The following is a 17,368-nucleotide window of genomic DNA, read 5'->3' as shown; positions in this document are numbered from 1 at the left end:
TCGCCGGGTGAGCCGCTCCGCCGGCTCGCAGGCACGGATCCGTAGACTCTCAGGGTGAGCACGAGTCAGCAGACGGACCCGCTGATCGGCCGTCTCGTCGACGGCCGGTACCGGGTGCGTGCTCGCATCGCCCGCGGCGGCATGGCCACGGTGTACGTGGCGACCGATCTGCGCCTGGAGCGGCGGGTCGCGCTCAAGGTGATGCATTCGCATCTGAGCGATGACACGGTCTTCCAGAGCCGGTTCATCCAGGAGGCCCGCGCGGCCGCCCGCCTCGCCGATCCGCACGTCGTCAACGTGTTCGATCAGGGCCAGGACGGCGACATGGCGTACCTCGTCATGGAATACCTGCCCGGCATCACGCTGCGCGAGCTTCTGCGCGAGCAGCGCCGGCTGACCATCCCGCAGGCGGTGTCGATCCTCGACGCCGTGCTGTCGGGCCTCGCCGCCGCACACAAGGCCGGCATCGTGCACCGCGACGTCAAGCCCGAGAACGTGCTCCTCGCCGAGGACGGCCGCATCAAGATCGGCGACTTCGGCCTCGCGCGGGCCACGACCGCGAACACCGCGTCGGGCGCGCAGCTGCTCGGCACGATCGCGTACCTCGCCCCCGAGCTCGTCACGCGCGGCACGGCCGACGCCCGCAGCGATATCTACGCCATCGGCATCATGCTGTACGAGATGCTCACCGGTGAGCAGCCCTACAAGGGCGAGCAGCCGATGCAGATCGCGTTCCAGCACGCCACCGACTCGGTGCCGCGCCCGAGCGTCAAGAACCCGGGCGTTCCCGAGCCCCTCGACGAGCTCGTGCTGTGGGCGACCGAGAAGTCGCCGGACGAGCGGCCCGTCGATGCGCGCGAGATGCTGCAGCGCCTGCACGACATCGAGCGCGAACTGGGCATCTCCCCCGTCGTCACCCGCACCGGCCCGATCGGCATCGTCCGCGACGACGTCGCCGCGACCGGCGAACTCACGGCGGTGCTGCCCGGAACCCCGACCGGACCCATCGCGACGATGGCGGAGGTCGACAACGCCGGCCGGCTGCGCCGCGCCACGCAGCGCCGCCGGTCCCGGGGCGCCTGGCTCATCGTGCTCGCGCTCGTGCTCGCGGCGCTCGCGGGCGGGCTCGGGTGGTGGTTCGGTTCCGGACCCGGGTCGATGGTCGCCGTCGCCGATGTCACGGGCATGAGCTTCGACGAGGCGTCCGCGCGCCTCCAGCAGGACTCCCTCGTCGCCGTGCAGCAGGGCGAGTACAGCCTCGAGGTCGCGACGGGTCAGGTCATCCGCAGCGACCCCGGCGGCGGCACCCGCGTCGACAAGGGCGCCGAGGTGAACGTCTACGTCTCGCTCGGCCCGCAGGAGGCGACGTTCCCGTCGTTCTCGGGAATGCCCGATGCCGACGCGCGCGCGGCTCTGCAGGCCCAGTCCGTATCCGTGCCCGACGAGAGCGCCAAGTTCTTCACCGACGCCGCCCCCGACGTCGTGATCGGCGTGGTCATCCGCCCGGCGGGCGCGCCCGACGACGGATCGCAGGACGTCGCGTGCCTGGACGGCTGCACCGTCCACCAGGGTGACACCGCACGTCTGCAGGTGTCGCTCGGGCCCATCCCGAACGTCGCGGGCGAGAGCGAAGGCAAGGCGCGCAGCACGCTCGAGGGTCTCGGGCTCGTCGTCGCCGACCCCAGTCAGACCGAGTCCAGCGACTCGGTGAAGGCCGACCGCGTCATCCGCCTGGTCGGCAAGGAGGACGGCACCCCGCTCGCCCCCGGCGACACCGTGACCCTCGTCGTGTCGACCGGTCCCGCACTGTTCGAGGTCCCCGACTTCGAGGGCATGACGCTCGCCGAGGCCCGGCAGGCCGCCGCTGACGCCGGCTTCACGATCGACTACGACGACCGCTGGGACGCCTTCCCCGACCCGTTCACCAAGGTCGAGTCGCAGAAGCCGGACGCCGGCGACATGCAGCCCAAGGGCACCGTCATCTCGCTGCGCATCGCCGCCGCCCTCTGACGCAGAACAGCGAGATCCCGGATGCCTCGAGGCGAGGCATCCGGGATCTTCTTCGCGTCAGGCGCGAGAGGTCAGCGCTTCTCGAGCTCCTCGGCGACGAGGAAGGCGAGCTCGAGCGACTGCATGTGGTTCAGGCGCGGGTCGCACAGCGACTCGTAGCGGGTCGCGAGGGTCGCCTCGTCGATCTGCTCGGAGCCGCCGAGGCACTCGGTGACGTCGTCACCGGTGAGCTCGACGTGGATGCCGCCGGGGAACGTGCCGACCGAGCGGTGCGCCTCGAAGAAGCCGCGGACCTCGTCGACGACGTCGTCGAAGCGACGCGTCTTGTAGCCGGTCGGGGTCGTGATGCCGTTGCCGTGCATCGGGTCGGTGACCCACAGCGGGGTCGCGCCCGAGTCCTTCACGGCCTCGAGCAGCGGCGGCAGCGCGTCGCGGATCTTGCCGGCGCCCATGCGCGTGATGAACGTGAGGCGGCCGGGCTCGCGGTTCGGGTCGAGCTTGTCGATGAGCGCGAGCGCCGTGTCGGGCGACGTGGTCGGGCCGAGCTTCACGCCGATGGGGTTGCGGATCTTCGAGAAGTAGTCGACGTGCGCGCCGTCGAGTTCGCGGGTGCGCTCGCCGATCCACAGGAAGTGCGCCGACGTGTTGTACGGCGTGTTCGTGCGCGAGTCGATGCGCGTCATGGGCCGCTCGTAGTCCATGAGCAGGCCCTCGTGACCGGTGTAGAACTCGACGCGCTTCAGCTCGTCGAAGTCGGCGCCGGCGGCCTCCATGAACTTGATGGCGCGGTCGATCTCGGTCGCGAGGCGCTCGTACTGCTGGTTGGCGGGGTTCTGCGCGAAGCCCTTGTTCCAGGAGTGCACCTCGCGGAGGTCGGCGAAGCCGCCCTGTGTGAACGCGCGGATGAGATTGATGGTCGACGCGGCCGTGTGGTAGCCCTTGAGCAGCCGGTTCGGATCCGCCTTGCGCGACGCCTCGGTGAAGTCGTAGCCGTTGACGATGTCGCCGCGGTAGGCCGGCAGGGTGACGTCGCCACGGGTCTCGGTGTCGCTCGAACGGGGCTTGGCGAACTGACCCGCCATGCGGCCCATCTTGACGACGGGCATCGAGGCGCCGTACGTGAGCACGACGGCCATCTGCAGGACCGTCTTGATGCGGTTGCGGATCTGCTCGGCGGTCGCCCCGGCGAAGGTCTCGGCGCAGTCGCCGCCCTGGAGCAGGAACGCATTGCCCGACGCGGCACGCGCGAGGCGGTCGCGGAGGTTGTCGACCTCACCGGCGAAGACGAGCGGCGGCAGGGTCGCCAGTTCGGCGGATGCCTCCGCCACCGCGTCCGCGTCATACCACTGCGGCTGCTGCTTGATGGGCAGGGTCCGCCAATGGTCGAGTGCGTCGAGGTGCTGGAGCATCCCCCGATTCTAGCCGCGGGACGCGGGGCACCGGCGCCGCGTGACGACCGGCTGCTCCGCGTTCAGCGGGTCTTCGTCTTGAGCCGGTCCTTGACGGTCGACGCGTACACGTCGTCGTACTCCTGCTCCCCCAGCCGCTGCAGCGCGACCATGATCTCGTCGGTGATCGAGCGCAGGATGTAGCGGTCGCCCTCCATACCCTCGAAGCGCGAGAAGTCGAGCGGCTCGCCCACGACGATGCCGACCCGCACGATCCGAGGCACCGTGGTGCCGATCGGCATCATCGTGTCGGTGTCGACCATGACCACGGGCACCACCGGCACGTGTGCTTCGAGCGCCATGCGTGCGATTCCGGTGCGGCCTCGGTAGAGCTTGCCGTCGGGGCTGCGGGTGCCCTCGGGGTAGATGCCGAGGAGGTCACCCCGACCCAGCACCTGCAGTCCCGTGTTGAGGGATGCCTCGGACGCCTTGCCGCCCGAACGGTCGATGGGGAGCTGACCCGTGCCCTTGAAGAACATGCGGGTCGCCCAGCCCTTGAGACCTTTGCCGGTGAAGTAGTCGCTCTTGGCGAGGAACGCGACCGGCCGGTCGAGCATGAGCGGCAGGAAGATCGAGTCCACGAACGAGAGGTGGTTGCTCGCGAGGATCGCGGCTCCCTCGGCGGGGACGTTGCGACGGCCGACGATCCACGGGCGCCAGATCGCCTTGACGATCGGTCCGATGACCACGTATTTCATCAGCCAGTAGAACATCGCGCTACGCCTCTGTCCCCGCGAGATCGGCCGCTCCGATGAGGCCCGCGTCGTTGACGAGCTTCGCGATCTTGAAGGTCGCGATCGGCCGGTCGCCGTAGCCCGGCAGCGACTTCTCGTACGCGACGCGCATCGGCTCGAGCAGGGCGTCGCCGAGCTGGGCGACCCCGCCGCCGATGACGAAGAGCTCGGGGTCGAGCACGGCCTGGAAGCCGCCGCATGCCTCGCCGAGCGCGGTCGCGACGCGACGCAGCGCCTCGGCGGCGCCGGGGTCGCCCGCGAGCACGAGGCGCGACACCGCCGGTCCGCTGATCTTGCCGTTCTCGGCGCGGTGGGCCGCCAGCGCGGCGCCGATGCCGCCGCCGTCGGCGATGTCGTTGGCCTCGCGCTGCAGTGCGCGGCCGGATGCATACTGCTCGAGGCATCCGTGCTGACCGCAGCCGCACAGGATGCCGTCGCGGATGAAGCGGATGTGGCCGAGCTCGGCGGCGACGCCGTGACCACCGCGGAAGAGCTCGCCGTCGAGGACGATGGCGCCGCCGACGCCGGTGCCCATCGTGAGCATCACCATGTGCTCGACGCCGCGGCCGGCACCGAAGCGGAACTCGGCCCACCCGGCGGCGTTCGCGTCGTTCTCGATGGTGACCGGCAGGCCGATGCCCGCTTCGAGGGTCGCCTTGAGCGGCTCGTTGTGCCACGCGATGTTGGGGGCGTGGATGACGGTCGCCCGGTCGCGATCGATGAAGCCGGCCGCCGCGACACCCACGGCGGCGACGTCGTGCGCGCCGCGGAAGTAGCGGGCCATGTCGACCACGGCCTGGGCGAGCGCGGCGGTGTCGGTGGGGGTGTCGACGCGGAGCTGTTCGACGATGGTGCCGTCGGAGTCGACGACCCCGCCCGCGATCTTGGTTCCGCCGATGTCGATGCCGACCTTGAGCACGTTCTCCCTCTCCATCCGCCGCACGCGCGACAGCGCCTTGAAGTCTATCCAGGCAGTGCTCTCCACATCCCCCGCTGAGTCCGATGTGACACCTGATTAGACTCGGATGAGATCCACCCGAGATTAAGTCGTCCGGTACCGAAGGAGCTGCCGTGGTTCAATTCGAAGTCCCCGCTATCGTCCCCGCCGACCCGCAGGCGAACATCACCGACCTCCTGGTCGAGCGCGTCAAGGCGACGCCGAACCTCGCGCTGTTCGCCGTGCCCGAGGGCGACGGCTGGCGCGACATCACGGCTGCCGAGTTCCAGAAGCAGGTCATCGCACTGGCCAAGGGCTTCGTCGCCGGTGGCATCGAGCCCGGCGACAAGGTGGGCTTCATCGCCCGCACCACCTATGAGTGGACGCTCGTCGACTTCGCGCTGTTCTATGCCGGCGCGGTCATGGTGCCGATCTACGAGACCAGCTCGAGCGCGCAGATCGCGTGGAACCTCACCGACTCGGGCGCCGTGGCGATCATCACCGAGCTTCCCGACCACACCGCCCGCTTCGCCGAGGCCCGTGCTGAGCTGCCGCTCATCCGCTCCGCGTGGGAGATGCACAGCGGCGACCTCGACAAGCTCGTCACCGAGGGTGCCGGCGTCTCGGACGACGAGATCGAGCGGCGTCGCAACCTCGCCAACGGCGCCGACATCGCGACCCTCATCTACACGTCCGGCTCGACCGGGCGCCCCAAGGGCTGCGTGCTCACCCACAGCAACTTCGTCGAGCTCACGCGCAACGCCGCCCGCTCCAACCGCGAGGTCTTCGAGACGCCGGGCGCCTCGACGCTGCTGTTCATCACGACGGCCCACGTGTTCGCGCGGTTCATCTCGATCCTCGACATCCAGGCGGGCGTGAAGACGGGCCACCAGCCCGACACGAAGCAGCTGCTGCCCGCCCTCGGCTCGTTCAAGCCGACGTTCCTCCTGGCCGTCCCGCGCGTGTTCGAGAAGGTCTACAACTCGGCCGAGCAGAAGGCAGAGGCGGGTGGCAAGGGCAAGATCTTCCGCGCCGCCGCCCACACCGCGATCGAGCACTCCCGCCTGCAGCAGGAGGGCAAGAAGATCCCGCTCGGCACGAAGATCAAGTTCGCGCTCTTCGACCGGCTGGTCTACTCGAAGCTGCGCACCGCGATGGGCGGACGCGTCGCCTATGCGGTCTCGGGCTCGGCACCGCTCGGCCCGCGACTCGGCCACTTCTTCCACAGCCTCGGGGTGAACATCCTCGAGGGCTACGGCCTCACCGAGACCACGGCGCCCGCGACGGTCAACCAGGCGCGCAAGTCCAAGATCGGCACCGTCGGTCCCGTGATCCCGGGCGTGGGCGTCCGTCTCGCCGAGGACGGCGAGATCCAGGTGCGCGGCATCAACGTGTTCAAGGAGTACTGGCGCAATCCCGAGGCGACCGCCGCCACGTTCGACGGCGACTGGTTCAAGACCGGCGACATCGGCGCGTTCGACGACGAGGGCTTCCTCACGATCACCGGTCGCAAGAAGGAGATCCTCGTCACCGCGGGTGGCAAGAACGTCGCGCCGGCCGCGCTGGAGGATCCCATCCGCGCCAACCCGATCGTGGGCCAGGTCGTCGTCGTCGGCGACCAGAAGCCCTTCATCGCTGCGTTGGTCACGCTCGACCCCGAGATGCTGCCGGCGTGGCTGTCGAACAACAGCCTTCCTGCCGACATGTCACTCGCCGACGCCGCGAAGAACGACGCCGTGCGCGCCGAGGTCCAGCGGGCGATCGACATCGCGAACAAGAACGTGTCGCGCGCCGAGTCGATCCGCAAGTTCGTGATCCTCCCCACCGAGTGGACGGAAGGCAGCGGACACCTCACGCCGAAGATGAGCATCAAGCGCAACGTGATCCTCGAGGACTTCGCGTCCGACGTCGAAGAGCTCTACTCGGTGCCGGTGAACACCACCAACGTCTCGCTCAGCTGAGCTCAGAAGACACAGAAGAGGAGCGGATGCCGGGGCCTCCGGCATCCGCTCCTCTTTCGTGTCTCAGAACCAGTCGGACTCGCGGATCTCGCGCATCGCGACGCGACGCTGCTCCTTCGAGAGGCGATCGAGGTACAGCGTGCCGTCGAGGTGGTCGGTCTCGTGCTGGAGCGCCTGGGCGAGGAGACCCTCGCCCTCGAGCACGATCTCGTTGCCGTCGAGGTCGATGCCGACGACCTTCGCCCACGGGTAGCGCACGGCGTCGTGCCAGAGGCCCGGCACCGACAGGCAGCCCTCGCCGATGGCCTCGGGCTCTCCGGACACCTCGACCAGCACCGGGTTGAGGACGTAGCCGATGTCGCCGTCGATGTTGTAGCTGAAGGCGCGCAGGCCGACGCCGATCTGCGGCGCGGCCACGCCGGCGCGGCCAGGCAGCTCGACGGTGTCGACGAGGTCGCGGACGAGGGCGCGCACGCCGTCGTCGATCTCACCGATGGGGGTGCTGACGGATTTCAGGACGGGGTCGCCGAAGACACGGATGGGACGGACTGCCATCGGATGCCTCAGGCCGCCGATGCGAGCGAACGGAGGCCCTCGACCACGGTCGCGGCGAGCTGACGGGCGGCCTCGCGCGTCGCGGGCTGCAGCTCGCGGAACACGATGGCGCTGCCGGCCGCGATGTGCGGGTCGTACGGCACGCGCACGACCGCGCGCACGCGGGTGCGGAAGTGCGATTCCAGCTCATCGAGCTGGACGAGCGGATGCCCCGGCCGCGCGTTGTTCAGCACGACCACGGCGCTGCGCACCTTGTCGGCGTAGCCGTTGGTCTCGAGCCACGTCAGCGTCTCGGAGGCGAGACGGGCCTCGTCGACGCTCAGGCCGGCGACGATCACGATCTGGTCGGCGAGGTCGAGCGTGGCGCCCATCACCGAGTGGACGATGCCGGTCCCGGTGTCGGTGAGCACCACCGAGTAGTAGTGGGCCGCGAGGGCCGCGACATCCCGGTAGTCGGCGTCGTTGAACGCCTCCGACACACGCGGGTCGGTGTCGGACGCGACGACGTCGAGGCGCGTCTCGTCGCGCGCGACGATGCCCGACAGGTCGTTGAAGCCGACGACCTCGGGGCTCATGCGCACGAGATCGCGCACGGTCTTGCCGCTGTCACGGGTGATGCGCTCGGCGAGCGTGCCACGGTCGGGGTTCGCGTCGATGGCGATCACGCGGTCGTCGCGGGCGTCGGCCAGCGCCTGGCCGAGCAGCGTGGTCACGGTCGTCTTGCCGACGCCGCCCTTGCGCGACAGCACCGGGACGAACCGGGCGCCGCCGGTGAGCGGGGCCGCGATGCGGCGGTCGAGGTCCTTGCGGGCCTTCGCACGCTTGCTGTCGCCCAGGTTGATGCGCTTGCCCGAGATCGAGTACACGAAGTGCTGCCACGCGCCCTCGGGCTCGGGACGGATCACCTGGTGCGGATCGAGCAGCCGATCGGCGGTGAGCAGGTCCGCGGTCTCGCGGCCGGCCTCGAACTCGCCGAGGCGCTTCGAGGTCAGGGCGACGTCGCCGCGAGGGAAGCCCGCACGCTCGACGGCCGTGCGCTCCACGACCGGCTGGGCGCCGGTGTGGTTGGCCTCACGGCGGGTGGCGGGCGTCGGGCCGGTGGCCGTCTTCGCCGCGGCGGCCGCAGCAGGGACTGATGGCCGGGCGGGCGCCGGCTTGGGCGCTGCCGGCGCCGGGGTCGCGGCTGCCTTGTCGTCGTCGGCCGGGGTCTTGGCGCTCATGGGCTCCTCCACGGGGTCGTCGGTCGCGATGACATCGTCTCCTGTGGCGGCGTTCTCCGCCAGAGCGGCCTCCACGCCGTCGTCGGCGAGCTCGAGGTCGAACTCGGCCGGATCGAACTCGCCGTCGAAGTCGGCGTCCTCGAAGTCGACGGCGTCGAAGTCGGCGATCTCGAACTCGTCGACGGCCGGCTCCGCGGGTGCGGGCTCGGCCGCCACGGGTTCCGCCACGGGCTCTCCGGCGACGGCCTCGGGCTCTTCGGCGGCGGCAACAGGCTCGTCGGCGAAGGCCGCAGGCTCGTCGGCGTCGGCGTCGGCGTCGGACTCGTCGGCAACAGGTTCGGGCTCCTCGGAGGCCGGCTCCTCGGAGACCGGCTCGAGCTCCTCGGCATCGGCCGTCGGTTCCTCTGCCACGGGCTCAGGCTCGGCCGCCGGCTCAGGCTCGGCCTCCTCGACCACGTCGGCGTCCTCGACGTCGAACTCGGCCTCGATGACCTCGACGATCTCGGCGTCCGCGATGTCCTCGACGGCGGGCGCCGGGGCGAAGCCCTCGCCCTCCACGGTCCACTCCTCGAGGTCGGCGGCGTTCTCGACGATCTCGGCCTCGGTGGTCTCGGTCGGGAACTCCTCGACCGGAGCCGCCTCGATGACCGGAAGATCGGCGTCGGCCGGGATCTCGATCACGAAGGGGACCTCGTCGTCGATGACGCCGTCGTCCTCACGGTCGTCGTCGGATTCGGAGGGCAGCTCGACGTTCACCTGCGCCGTCGCACCACCCAGGATGCCGAGACCGGTCGTGTCGATGCTTCCGGTGTCGGACAGCACGCCGTTCTCAGGCTCGTCGGGCGTGTGTTCGATGCGATCGGGCGTCACTGCGGAGCTCTCCTGAAAAGACGGCGTTTCGGGCGGATGCCGCCCTCCAGGTTACTGCGCCGGACGGATGACGACCAAAAGGTCGCCGGCGTCGACCTGCGCGGTCTCGGCGATCACGAGGCGCTCGATGACGCCGTCGACGGGTGCGGTGATCGCCGCCTCCATCTTCATGGCCTCGATCGACGCGACCGGCTGGCCGGCCGTGACGGTGTCGCCGGCCTTCGCCTTGAGGGTGACGACGCCCGAGAAGGGCGCTGCGACCTGCCCCGGCTTCGACGTGTCGGCCTTCTCCGCCTGGCGCGCCTCGACCTTGATGCTGCGGTCGCGCACGAACACGGGACGCAGCTGACCGTTGAGGGTCGTCATGACGGTGCGCATGCCCTTGTCGTCCGCCTCGCCGATCGCCTCGAGTCCGACGTAGAGCTGCACGCCCGGGTCGATCTCGGCGACGTGCTCCTCCCCCGGCTTGAGGCCGTAGAGGTAGTCGGGCGTGCCGAGGGTGGCGAGGTCGCCGTAGGTCTCGCGGGTCTTCTCGAACTCGCGCGCGGGTCCGGGGAAGAGCAGGCGGTTGAGCGTGCGACGACGCGTCGCGGCGTCGCCGGCAAGGCCCTCGTGCTCCTCCGCGGTGAGCGGCGGGATGTCGATCGAGATCGTGCGGCCCGCGAGCACCTTCGTGCGGAAGGGCTCGGGCCAGCCACCCGGCAGGTCGCCGAGCTCTCCCGCCATGAAGCCCACCACCGAGTCCGGGATGTCGTAGTTCTGCGGGTTGGCCTCGAAGTCGGCCGGATCGGCGCGCACGGCGACGAGCGCGAGCGCGAGGTCGCCGACGACCTTCGACGACGGCGTCACCTTGGGGATGCGCCCCAGAATGCGGTCGGCCGCGGCGTACATGTCCTCGATGAGCTCGAAGTCGTCGGCGAGGCCGAGGGCGATCGCCTGCTGACGCAGGTTCGACAGCTGCCCACCCGGGATCTCGTGGTGGTAGACGCGACCCGTCGGCGACGCGAGGCCCGACTCGAACGGACGGTACAGGTGGCGCACGCCCTCCCAGTACGGCTCGAGGTCGCTGACCGCCTGGAGGCTGAGGCCGGTGTCGCGGTCGGTGTGGGCGAGCGCGGCGACCAGCGCAGAGAGCGACGGCTGACTCGTGGTTCCCGACATCGGGGCGGCTGCAGCATCCACCGCGTCCACTCCCGCGGCACTCGCCGCGAGCAGCGTCGCGAGCTGGCCGCCCGCGGTGTCGTGCGTGTGCAGGTGCACCGGAAGGTCGAAGTTCTCGCGCAGAGCCGTGACGAGCTTCGCCGCAGCCGCCGGACGCACGAGGCCGGCCATGTCCTTGATCGCGAGGATGTGCGCGCCCGACTCGACGATCTGCTCCGCGAGGCGCAGGTAGTAGTCGAGCGTGTACAGCTTCTCGGACGGGTCGAGCAGATCGGACGTGTAGCAGAGCGCCACCTCGGCGATCGCGGTGCCCGTGGCGCGCACAGCGTCGATGGCCGGACGCATCTGCGACACGTCGTTCAGGGCGTCGAAGATGCGGAAGATGTCGACGCCCGTGGCGGCCGCCTCGCGCACGAAGGCGTCGGTCACCTCGACGGGGCGCGGCGTGTAGCCGACGGTGTTGCGGCCGCGCAGCAGCATCTGGATCGGGATGTTCGGCATCGCGGCGCGCAGCGCCTCGAGGCGCTCCCACGGGTCCTCGGCGAGGAAGCGCAGAGCGACGTCGTAGGTCGCGCCGCCCCAGGCCTCGACCGACAGCAGCTGCGGCGTCATGCGGGCGACGTGCGGGCCGACGCGGACGAGGTCGCGCGTGCGCACCCGGGTGGCGAGCAGCGACTGGTGCGCGTCGCGGAAGGTCGTCTCCGTGACGGCGAGACCGCTCTGTGCGCGCAGCGCCCGGGCGAAGCCCTCGGGGCCGAGCTCGCGCAGGCGGTCGAGGGTGCCGGCGGGTGGCGGCGACGAGAGGTCGATGGCGGGCAGCTTGCTGCCGGGCGATACCGAGACGGGCTTCTCGCCGTACGGGCGGTTGACGGTGACGTCGCCGAGCCAGTTGAGGAGCTTCGTCGCACGGTCGCGCGACGGATTGCTCGTGAGCAGCTCGGGCCGCTCGTCGATGAACGAGGTGCTGACGTCGCCCGCGACGAAGGCGGGGTCGTCGAGCACCGCGCGCAGGAAGGGGATGTTCGTGGCGACGCCGCGGATGCGGAACTCCGCCAGAGCGCGACGGGCGCGCGCGACGGCGGCCGGGAAGTCGCGGCCGCGGCACGTGAGCTTCGCGAGCATCGAGTCGAAGTGCGGGCTGATCTGCGAGCCGGCAGCGGTCGTGCCGCCGTCGAGACGGATGCCGGCACCACCGGGTGAACGGTACGTGGTGATGCGCCCGGTGTCGGGACGGAAGCCCTGTGACGGGTCCTCGGTCGTGATGCGGCACTGCAGCGCCGCGCCGCGCAGCTGGATGCGGTCCTGCGTCAGGCCGAGGTCGGCGATCGTCTGACCGGCGGCGATGCGCATCTGCGACTGCACGAGGTCGACGTCCGTCACCTCCTCGGTGACGGTGTGCTCGACCTGGATGCGCGGGTTCATCTCGATGAAGACGACCTCGCCGGTGCGGGGGCCGGCGGTCTCGAGGAGGAACTCGACGGTGCCGGCGTTCTCGTAGCCGATCGACCGCGCGAACGCGACGGCGTAGCCGTGGAGCGCATCGCGGATGGCGGGGTCGAGGTTCGGCGCCGGAGCGATCTCGATCACCTTCTGGTGGCGACGCTGCACCGAGCAGTCGCGCTCGAACAGGTGCACGGTCTCGCCGGTCTTGTCGGCGAGGATCTGCACCTCGACGTGACGGGGCCGCTGCACCGCCTGCTCGAGGAAGACCCGGGCGTCGCCGAAAGCGCTGCCCGCCTCGCGCATGGCCTCGGCCAGCGCAGGCGCGAGCTCTTCCTTGCGCTCGACCCGCCGCATCCCTCGTCCGCCGCCGCCGGCGACCGCCTTCACGAAGATCGGGAATCCGATGTCATCGGCCTGGGCGAGGAGCGCGTCGACGTCGTCGGATGCCTCCGTCGACCGCAGCACGGGCACGCCGGCCGCGACCGCGTGCTGCTTCGCGGTGACCTTGTTGCCGGCCATCTCGAGCACCTTCGAGGGCGGTCCGATGAAGGCGATGCCGTTCGCGGCCGCCTTCTCGGCGAGCTCCGGGTTCTCGGACAGGAAGCCGTACCCGGGGTAGATGGCGTCGGCACCGGCTGCGAGCGCGACGCGGACGATCTCGTCGACATCGAGGTACGCGCGGACCGGATGGCCCTTCTCACCGATCTCGTACGACTCGTCGGCCTTCTGGCGGTGCAGGGAGCCGCGGTCCTCGAAGGGGAACACCGCGACAGTGCGCGCCCCCAGCTCATACGCGGCGCGGAATGCCCGGATGGCGATCTCGCCTCGGTTCGCGACCAGGATCTTGCGGAACATGAGACCTCCGTGTGCGGCGGCGCAGGCGGGGCCCGAAAAACGGGCTGAGTGTGCTCTCAGCCTAGGGGACGGTAACGTGGTGGCTTGTGCACGTCCTATCCGTCAGCTCGCTCAAGGGTGGCGTCGGCAAGACGACCGTGACTCTCGGACTCGCGTCGGCGGCTTTCGCCCGCGGTGTCCGCACGCTCGTCGTCGACCTCGACCCGCAGTCCGACGTCTCGACGGGCATGGACATCCAGGTGGCCGGCCGCCTGAATGTCGCAGATGTCCTCGCCAATCCCAAGGAGAAGACGGTCCGTCAGGCCATCACCTCCAGCGGTTGGGCGAAGGTGCACCCGGGCACGATCGACGTCATGATCGGCAGCCCGTCGGCCATCAACTTCGACGGCCCTCACCCGAGCGTCCGCGACGTCTGGAAGCTCGAAGAGGCGCTCGCCACCATCGAGGCGGACTACGACCTGGTGCTCATCGACTGCGCGCCGTCGCTCAACGCCCTCACGCGCACCGCGTGGGCGGCCTCCGACCGCGTGATCGTCGTGACCGAGCCGGGCCTGTTCTCCGTGGCCGCCGCCGACCGCGCCCTGCGTGCGATCGAAGAGATCCGTCGCGGCCTCTCTCCTCGCCTGCAGCCGCTGGGCATCGTGGTCAACCGCGTCCGCCCGCAGTCGATCGAGCACCAGTTCCGCATCAAGGAGCTCCGCGACATGTTCGGCCCGCTTGTGTTGAGCCCGCAGCTGCCCGAGCGCACCTCGCTCCAGCAGGCGCAGGGCGCCGCGAAGCCGCTGCACATCTGGCCCGGCGACTCCGCCCAGGAGCTCGCCGCGGACTTCGACTCACTGCTCGACCGCATCATGCGCACGGGCCGCATCCCGGTCCCCGAGGACTCGCGCTCCTGATTCGCGGATGCTGCGCCCCGCAGCATCCGGGAGTCACCACTTTGCTCACCGGATGAGCACATTGCGCTAGTTGTGCACGTGCGGGTGGGCTCGACTTGCCATTCGTCGCGATTTCGCTGACCATATCGCCATGGCATCGATGACGCTGCACCCTGACAGCCTTGCCGTGCACGCCGGCCGCGACGATCTCGCGAGCCTGGGCGTTCACGCTCTCCCCCTCGACCTCTCGTCGACCAATCCTCTGCCGGGGATCGAGCTCGGCGGCATGTCGTACGAGGTCCTCGCGACCGGCGGCCACCCCTTCGAGGGCGGGTCGAACGTCTACGCGCGACTGTGGAACCCGACGGTCGCGCGCTTCGAGGAGGCTCTGGCGCGTCTCGAGCACGCCGAGGAGGCCGTCGCGTACTCGTCCGGCATGGCCGCGGTCACCGCCGTGCTGCTGGCCCTCACGCACGAGTCCCAGAAGCGCCACGTCGTGGCCGTGCGTCCGCTGTACGGCGGCACCGACCATCTGCTCGCGTCGGGCCTGCTCGGCGTCGAGACCACGTTCTGCTCCCCCGACGACGTCGCCGCCTCACTGCGCGACGACACCGCGCTCGTCGTGCTCGAGAGCCCGGCGAACCCGACGCTCGAGCTCGTCGACATCCGCCGGGTGGCCGCGGCCGCGGGCGACGTTCCGGTGCTCGTCGACAACACCTTCGCGACCCCCGTGCTGCAGCACCCGCTCGACCTGGGCGCGTCGCTCTCGCTGCACAGCGCGACGAAGTACCTCGGCGGCCACGGCGACGTCGTGGGCGGCGTCGTCGCGTGCGACGCCCGACTCGCCGCCGCGCTGCGGCGCACGCGCGCCATCACCGGCGCGATCATGCATCCCCTCGCGGCATACCTGCTGCACCGCGGCCTGGCGACCCTTCCCGTGCGCATGCGCGCCCAGCAGGAGGGCGCGCGTGTCGTCGCGGAATGGCTGCTCACACGCCCGGAGGTCGCACGGGTGCACTTCCCCGGGTTCGCCGACAGCGACCCTCGAGGCCTCATCGGCACCCAGCAGTCGGGTCCCGGCGCGATGATCGCGATCGAGCTCGCCGACGGTTTCGACGCCGCGGCGGCGCTGACGGCATCCGTCCAGCTCTTCACGCACGCGGTGTCGCTCGGCAGCGTCGACTCGCTCATCCAGCACCCGGCTGCGCTCACCCACCGGCCTGTCACCGCCGACGCGAAGCCCTCGGACGCGCTCGTTCGCCTCTCGATCGGCCTCGAAGATCCGGCCGACCTCATCGCCGACCTCGATCAGGCCCTCACCGCGACGGCGGGCGTGCGGGAGCGGGTGGAGTCCGCGCTGGGCTGACCCGGAACGGAGCGGTGCGGCGCGCCCTTACGCGGAGCGTGCGGCGCGACGCACGGCGAGCTCGTCCATCGCGTCGGGCTTCTCGACCTCGAAGTCGAGGAGCTCCGATTCGACCTCGCGCAGCACCTTGCCGACGGCGATGCCGAAGACGCCCTGGCCGCGGCTGACGAGATCGATGACCTCGTCGTTGGACGTGCACAGATAGACGGATGCCCCGTCGCTCATGAGCGTCGTGCCCGCCAGGTCGCGGATGCCTGCAGCCCGAAGCTGGTCGACCGCGGTGCGGATCTGCTGCAGTGAGATGCCGGTGTCGAGCAGGCGCTTGACGAGCTTCAGCACGAGGATGTCGCGGAAGCCGTACAGTCGCTGCGAGCCCGATCCGCTGGCACCGCGGACGGTCGGCTGGACGAGCTCGGTGCGGGCCCAGTAGTCGAGCTGGCGGTAGGTGATGCCGGCGGCCTTGGCCGCAGCGGCGCCGCGGTAGCCGACCTCGTCATCCATAGCGGGAAGACCGTCGGTGAAGAGGAGTTCTGCACTGAACGGCTCGCCGGGAGCAACGTCTCCGGTCATGCTCGGACCCCCCTCCGGATCGAATAGTTCCACGCTAGATCAGCCTCCCCCTCGCGGCAACGACATCCGGCGTTCGGGGGTCGGCGTGTCGCGCACTTCGACGATCCGCGTGCCGGAAACCCTCGAACAGCTCGTGCGACGGAGGCGGACTCAGGACAGCATGCGGTCGAGCGCCGCCCGCACGAAGATCGCGCGCACGTCGTCGAGGCGACGGGTCAGCTCGGGCGCCAGCTCGCCGGCGCGACCGCGGGACGAGGCATCCGTCCGGCGCAGCAGCGGTGCGAGAGCCGACTCCACGAGCGCGACATCGCGTTCAGCGCTCTGCCGCAGGGCGCGGACATGGCGCGGCTCGATGCCGTGGCGGTCCAGCGCGACGAGTGCGCGCAGCAGCGTCACCGACTGCTCGGTGTACGACTCCGCGCCCGCGAGGATGCCGGTGCTGATGGCGTCGTTGAGCAGCTGCGGCGCGGCGCCGGCGGCCGACAGCAGCTCGTCGCGGCGGTAGCGGCGCGGCGCGGGCACGATCGACGGCGGCGGCACGGCCGTCGGCGTCGCAGGATCGCGACCGGCGTCGACGTCTTCGAGGTAGTCGCGGATGACCGACAGCGGCAGGTAGTGGTCGCGCTGCAGGGTGAGCGCGAGGCGCAGGCGCTCGAGGTCGTCCTGCGAGAATTTGCGATAGCCCGACTCCGTGCGCAGCGGCGTGATGATCCCCTGGACCTCGAGGAAGCGCAGCTTGCTGGAGGTCAGTGACGGGAACTCGGGCGACAGACGCGCGAGGACCTGACCGATGCTGAGAAGACCCGCGGACGACGCCCTGTCACGGGCGGAAGCCGCGGGCATCAGGCCTCCGTCGCCCTGGAGAGGTCAGCCGGTGAGACGAAGAAGTTGAGGCGGAACTTGCCGATGCGCACCTCGGCGCCGTTGGTGAGCGCGGCCCTGTCGACCCGCTCGCCGTTCACGTAGGTGCCGTTCAGCGAACGCTGGTCGACGAGCTCGAAGGCGGTGCCGGTGCGGTTGATCTCCGCGTGGCGACGCGAGACGGTGACGTCGTCGAAGAAGATGTCGGCCTCGGGATGCCGCCCCACGGACGTGACGTCGGCATCGAGCAGGTAGCGGGCGCCTGCGGTGGGCCCGGAACGGACGAGCAGCAGGGCGGCGCCGGAGGGAAGGGCGTCGATCGCGTCGAGCTCGGCCTCGCCGAGCTCGCTCCCGAAGGGCACGAACGACAGGTCGGAGTCGTGGCCGAACGTCTGCGTCGTGTCGGCGGCGCGGTCGGACTCGTGTGCGTCAGACCCTGCGGCCCGGCGGATGTCGCCCTGATCGGGTCGGCGGTCGTGCTCCACGGTTTCCTCCTTCGTCC

The 17,368-nt window shown here is 70.4% G+C and carries 13 protein-coding genes; 4 read left to right on the top strand and 9 right to left on the bottom strand.

All coding sequences use genetic code 11. The features are described from left to right. The first annotated feature begins 54 nt into the window (after nt 1–54). Complete coding sequence (gene pknB, locus ACLBXX_RS03495) at nt 55–2,010, top strand: Stk1 family PASTA domain-containing Ser/Thr kinase (protein WP_447656848.1); 1,956 nt, start codon at nt 55–57, stop codon at nt 2,008–2,010. Between the two features lie 71 nt (nt 2,011–2,081). Here the strand turns inward: pknB and ACLBXX_RS03490 are convergent, their stop codons facing one another. From ACLBXX_RS03490 to ACLBXX_RS03480, 3 genes are all read right to left on the bottom strand, one after another. Next, nucleotides 2,082–3,419: a class II 3-deoxy-7-phosphoheptulonate synthase gene (locus ACLBXX_RS03490; RefSeq protein ID WP_387138384.1), complete on the bottom strand. Its 1,338-nt coding sequence runs from the start codon at nt 3,417–3,419 to the stop codon at nt 2,082–2,084. Between the two features lie 62 nt (nt 3,420–3,481). Continuing rightward, entirely contained in the window at nt 3,482–4,171 is a 690-nt protein-coding gene (locus tag ACLBXX_RS03485; RefSeq protein ID WP_310249578.1) for a lysophospholipid acyltransferase family protein, read from the bottom strand. A gap of 4 nt (nt 4,172–4,175) precedes the next feature. After that, entirely contained in the window at nt 4,176–5,111 is a 936-nt protein-coding gene (locus ACLBXX_RS03480; protein ID WP_447656904.1) for an ROK family glucokinase, read from the bottom strand. Between the two features lie 152 nt (nt 5,112–5,263). On the opposite strand from ACLBXX_RS03480, the gene ACLBXX_RS03475 reads away from it, so the two are divergent. Further along, nucleotides 5,264–7,090, top strand: coding sequence for an AMP-dependent synthetase/ligase (locus ACLBXX_RS03475; RefSeq protein WP_387138388.1), 1,827 nt, complete (start codon nt 5,264–5,266; stop codon nt 7,088–7,090). Nucleotides 7,091–7,153: 63 nt separating this feature from the next. On the opposite strand, the gene def is transcribed toward ACLBXX_RS03475, so the two are convergent. Genes def through ACLBXX_RS03460 form a run of 3 tightly spaced genes read right to left on the bottom strand, consistent with a single transcriptional unit; the run spans nt 7,154 to nt 13,194 of the window. Next, complete coding sequence (gene def / locus ACLBXX_RS03470; protein ID WP_447656847.1) at nt 7,154–7,645, bottom strand: peptide deformylase; 492 nt, start codon at nt 7,643–7,645, stop codon at nt 7,154–7,156. Nucleotides 7,646–7,653: 8 nt separating this feature from the next. Further along, the gene (locus tag ACLBXX_RS03465) at nt 7,654–9,735 is read right to left on the bottom strand and encodes a MinD/ParA family ATP-binding protein (protein WP_447656846.1); all 2,082 of its coding nucleotides are present in this window, start codon (nt 9,733–9,735) and stop codon (nt 7,654–7,656) included. A 51-nt stretch (nt 9,736–9,786) separates the two neighbouring features. Then, complete coding sequence (locus tag ACLBXX_RS03460; RefSeq protein WP_447656845.1) at nt 9,787–13,194, bottom strand: pyruvate carboxylase; 3,408 nt, start codon at nt 13,192–13,194, stop codon at nt 9,787–9,789. 86 nt (nt 13,195–13,280) lie between these two features. On the opposite strand from ACLBXX_RS03460, the gene ACLBXX_RS03455 reads away from it, so the two are divergent. Together ACLBXX_RS03455 and ACLBXX_RS03450 are read left to right on the top strand one after the other, a co-directional pair. After that, complete coding sequence (locus ACLBXX_RS03455; protein ID WP_310290271.1) at nt 13,281–14,090, top strand: ParA family protein; 810 nt, start codon at nt 13,281–13,283, stop codon at nt 14,088–14,090. Between the two features lie 130 nt (nt 14,091–14,220). Next, complete coding sequence (locus ACLBXX_RS03450; protein WP_447656844.1) at nt 14,221–15,435, top strand: trans-sulfuration enzyme family protein; 1,215 nt, start codon at nt 14,221–14,223, stop codon at nt 15,433–15,435. 27 nt (nt 15,436–15,462) lie between these two features. On the opposite strand, the gene ACLBXX_RS03445 is transcribed toward ACLBXX_RS03450, so the two are convergent. From ACLBXX_RS03445 to ACLBXX_RS03435, 3 genes are all read right to left on the bottom strand, one after another. Then, nucleotides 15,463–16,005 carry a MerR family transcriptional regulator gene (locus ACLBXX_RS03445; protein ID WP_447656843.1) on the bottom strand — a complete coding sequence of 181 codons (543 nt, stop codon included), beginning with the start codon at nt 16,003–16,005 and terminating at the stop codon, nt 15,463–15,465. A gap of 150 nt (nt 16,006–16,155) precedes the next feature. Further along, nucleotides 16,156–16,848: a transcriptional regulator FtsR gene (ftsR, locus tag ACLBXX_RS03440; protein WP_310249566.1), complete on the bottom strand. Its 693-nt coding sequence runs from the start codon at nt 16,846–16,848 to the stop codon at nt 16,156–16,158. Further along, entirely contained in the window at nt 16,848–17,351 is a 504-nt protein-coding gene (locus tag ACLBXX_RS03435) for an FHA domain-containing protein (protein ID WP_056367077.1), read from the bottom strand. The genes ftsR and ACLBXX_RS03435 overlap by 1 nt, the downstream gene beginning before the upstream one ends. Nucleotides 17,352–17,368 lie beyond the last annotated feature (17 nt).

This window comes from Microbacterium sp. C23T (assembly GCF_053345975.1).
Note: the sequence above shows the minus strand (reverse complement) of the source record. Positions and strands in the feature narration are given on the sequence as shown.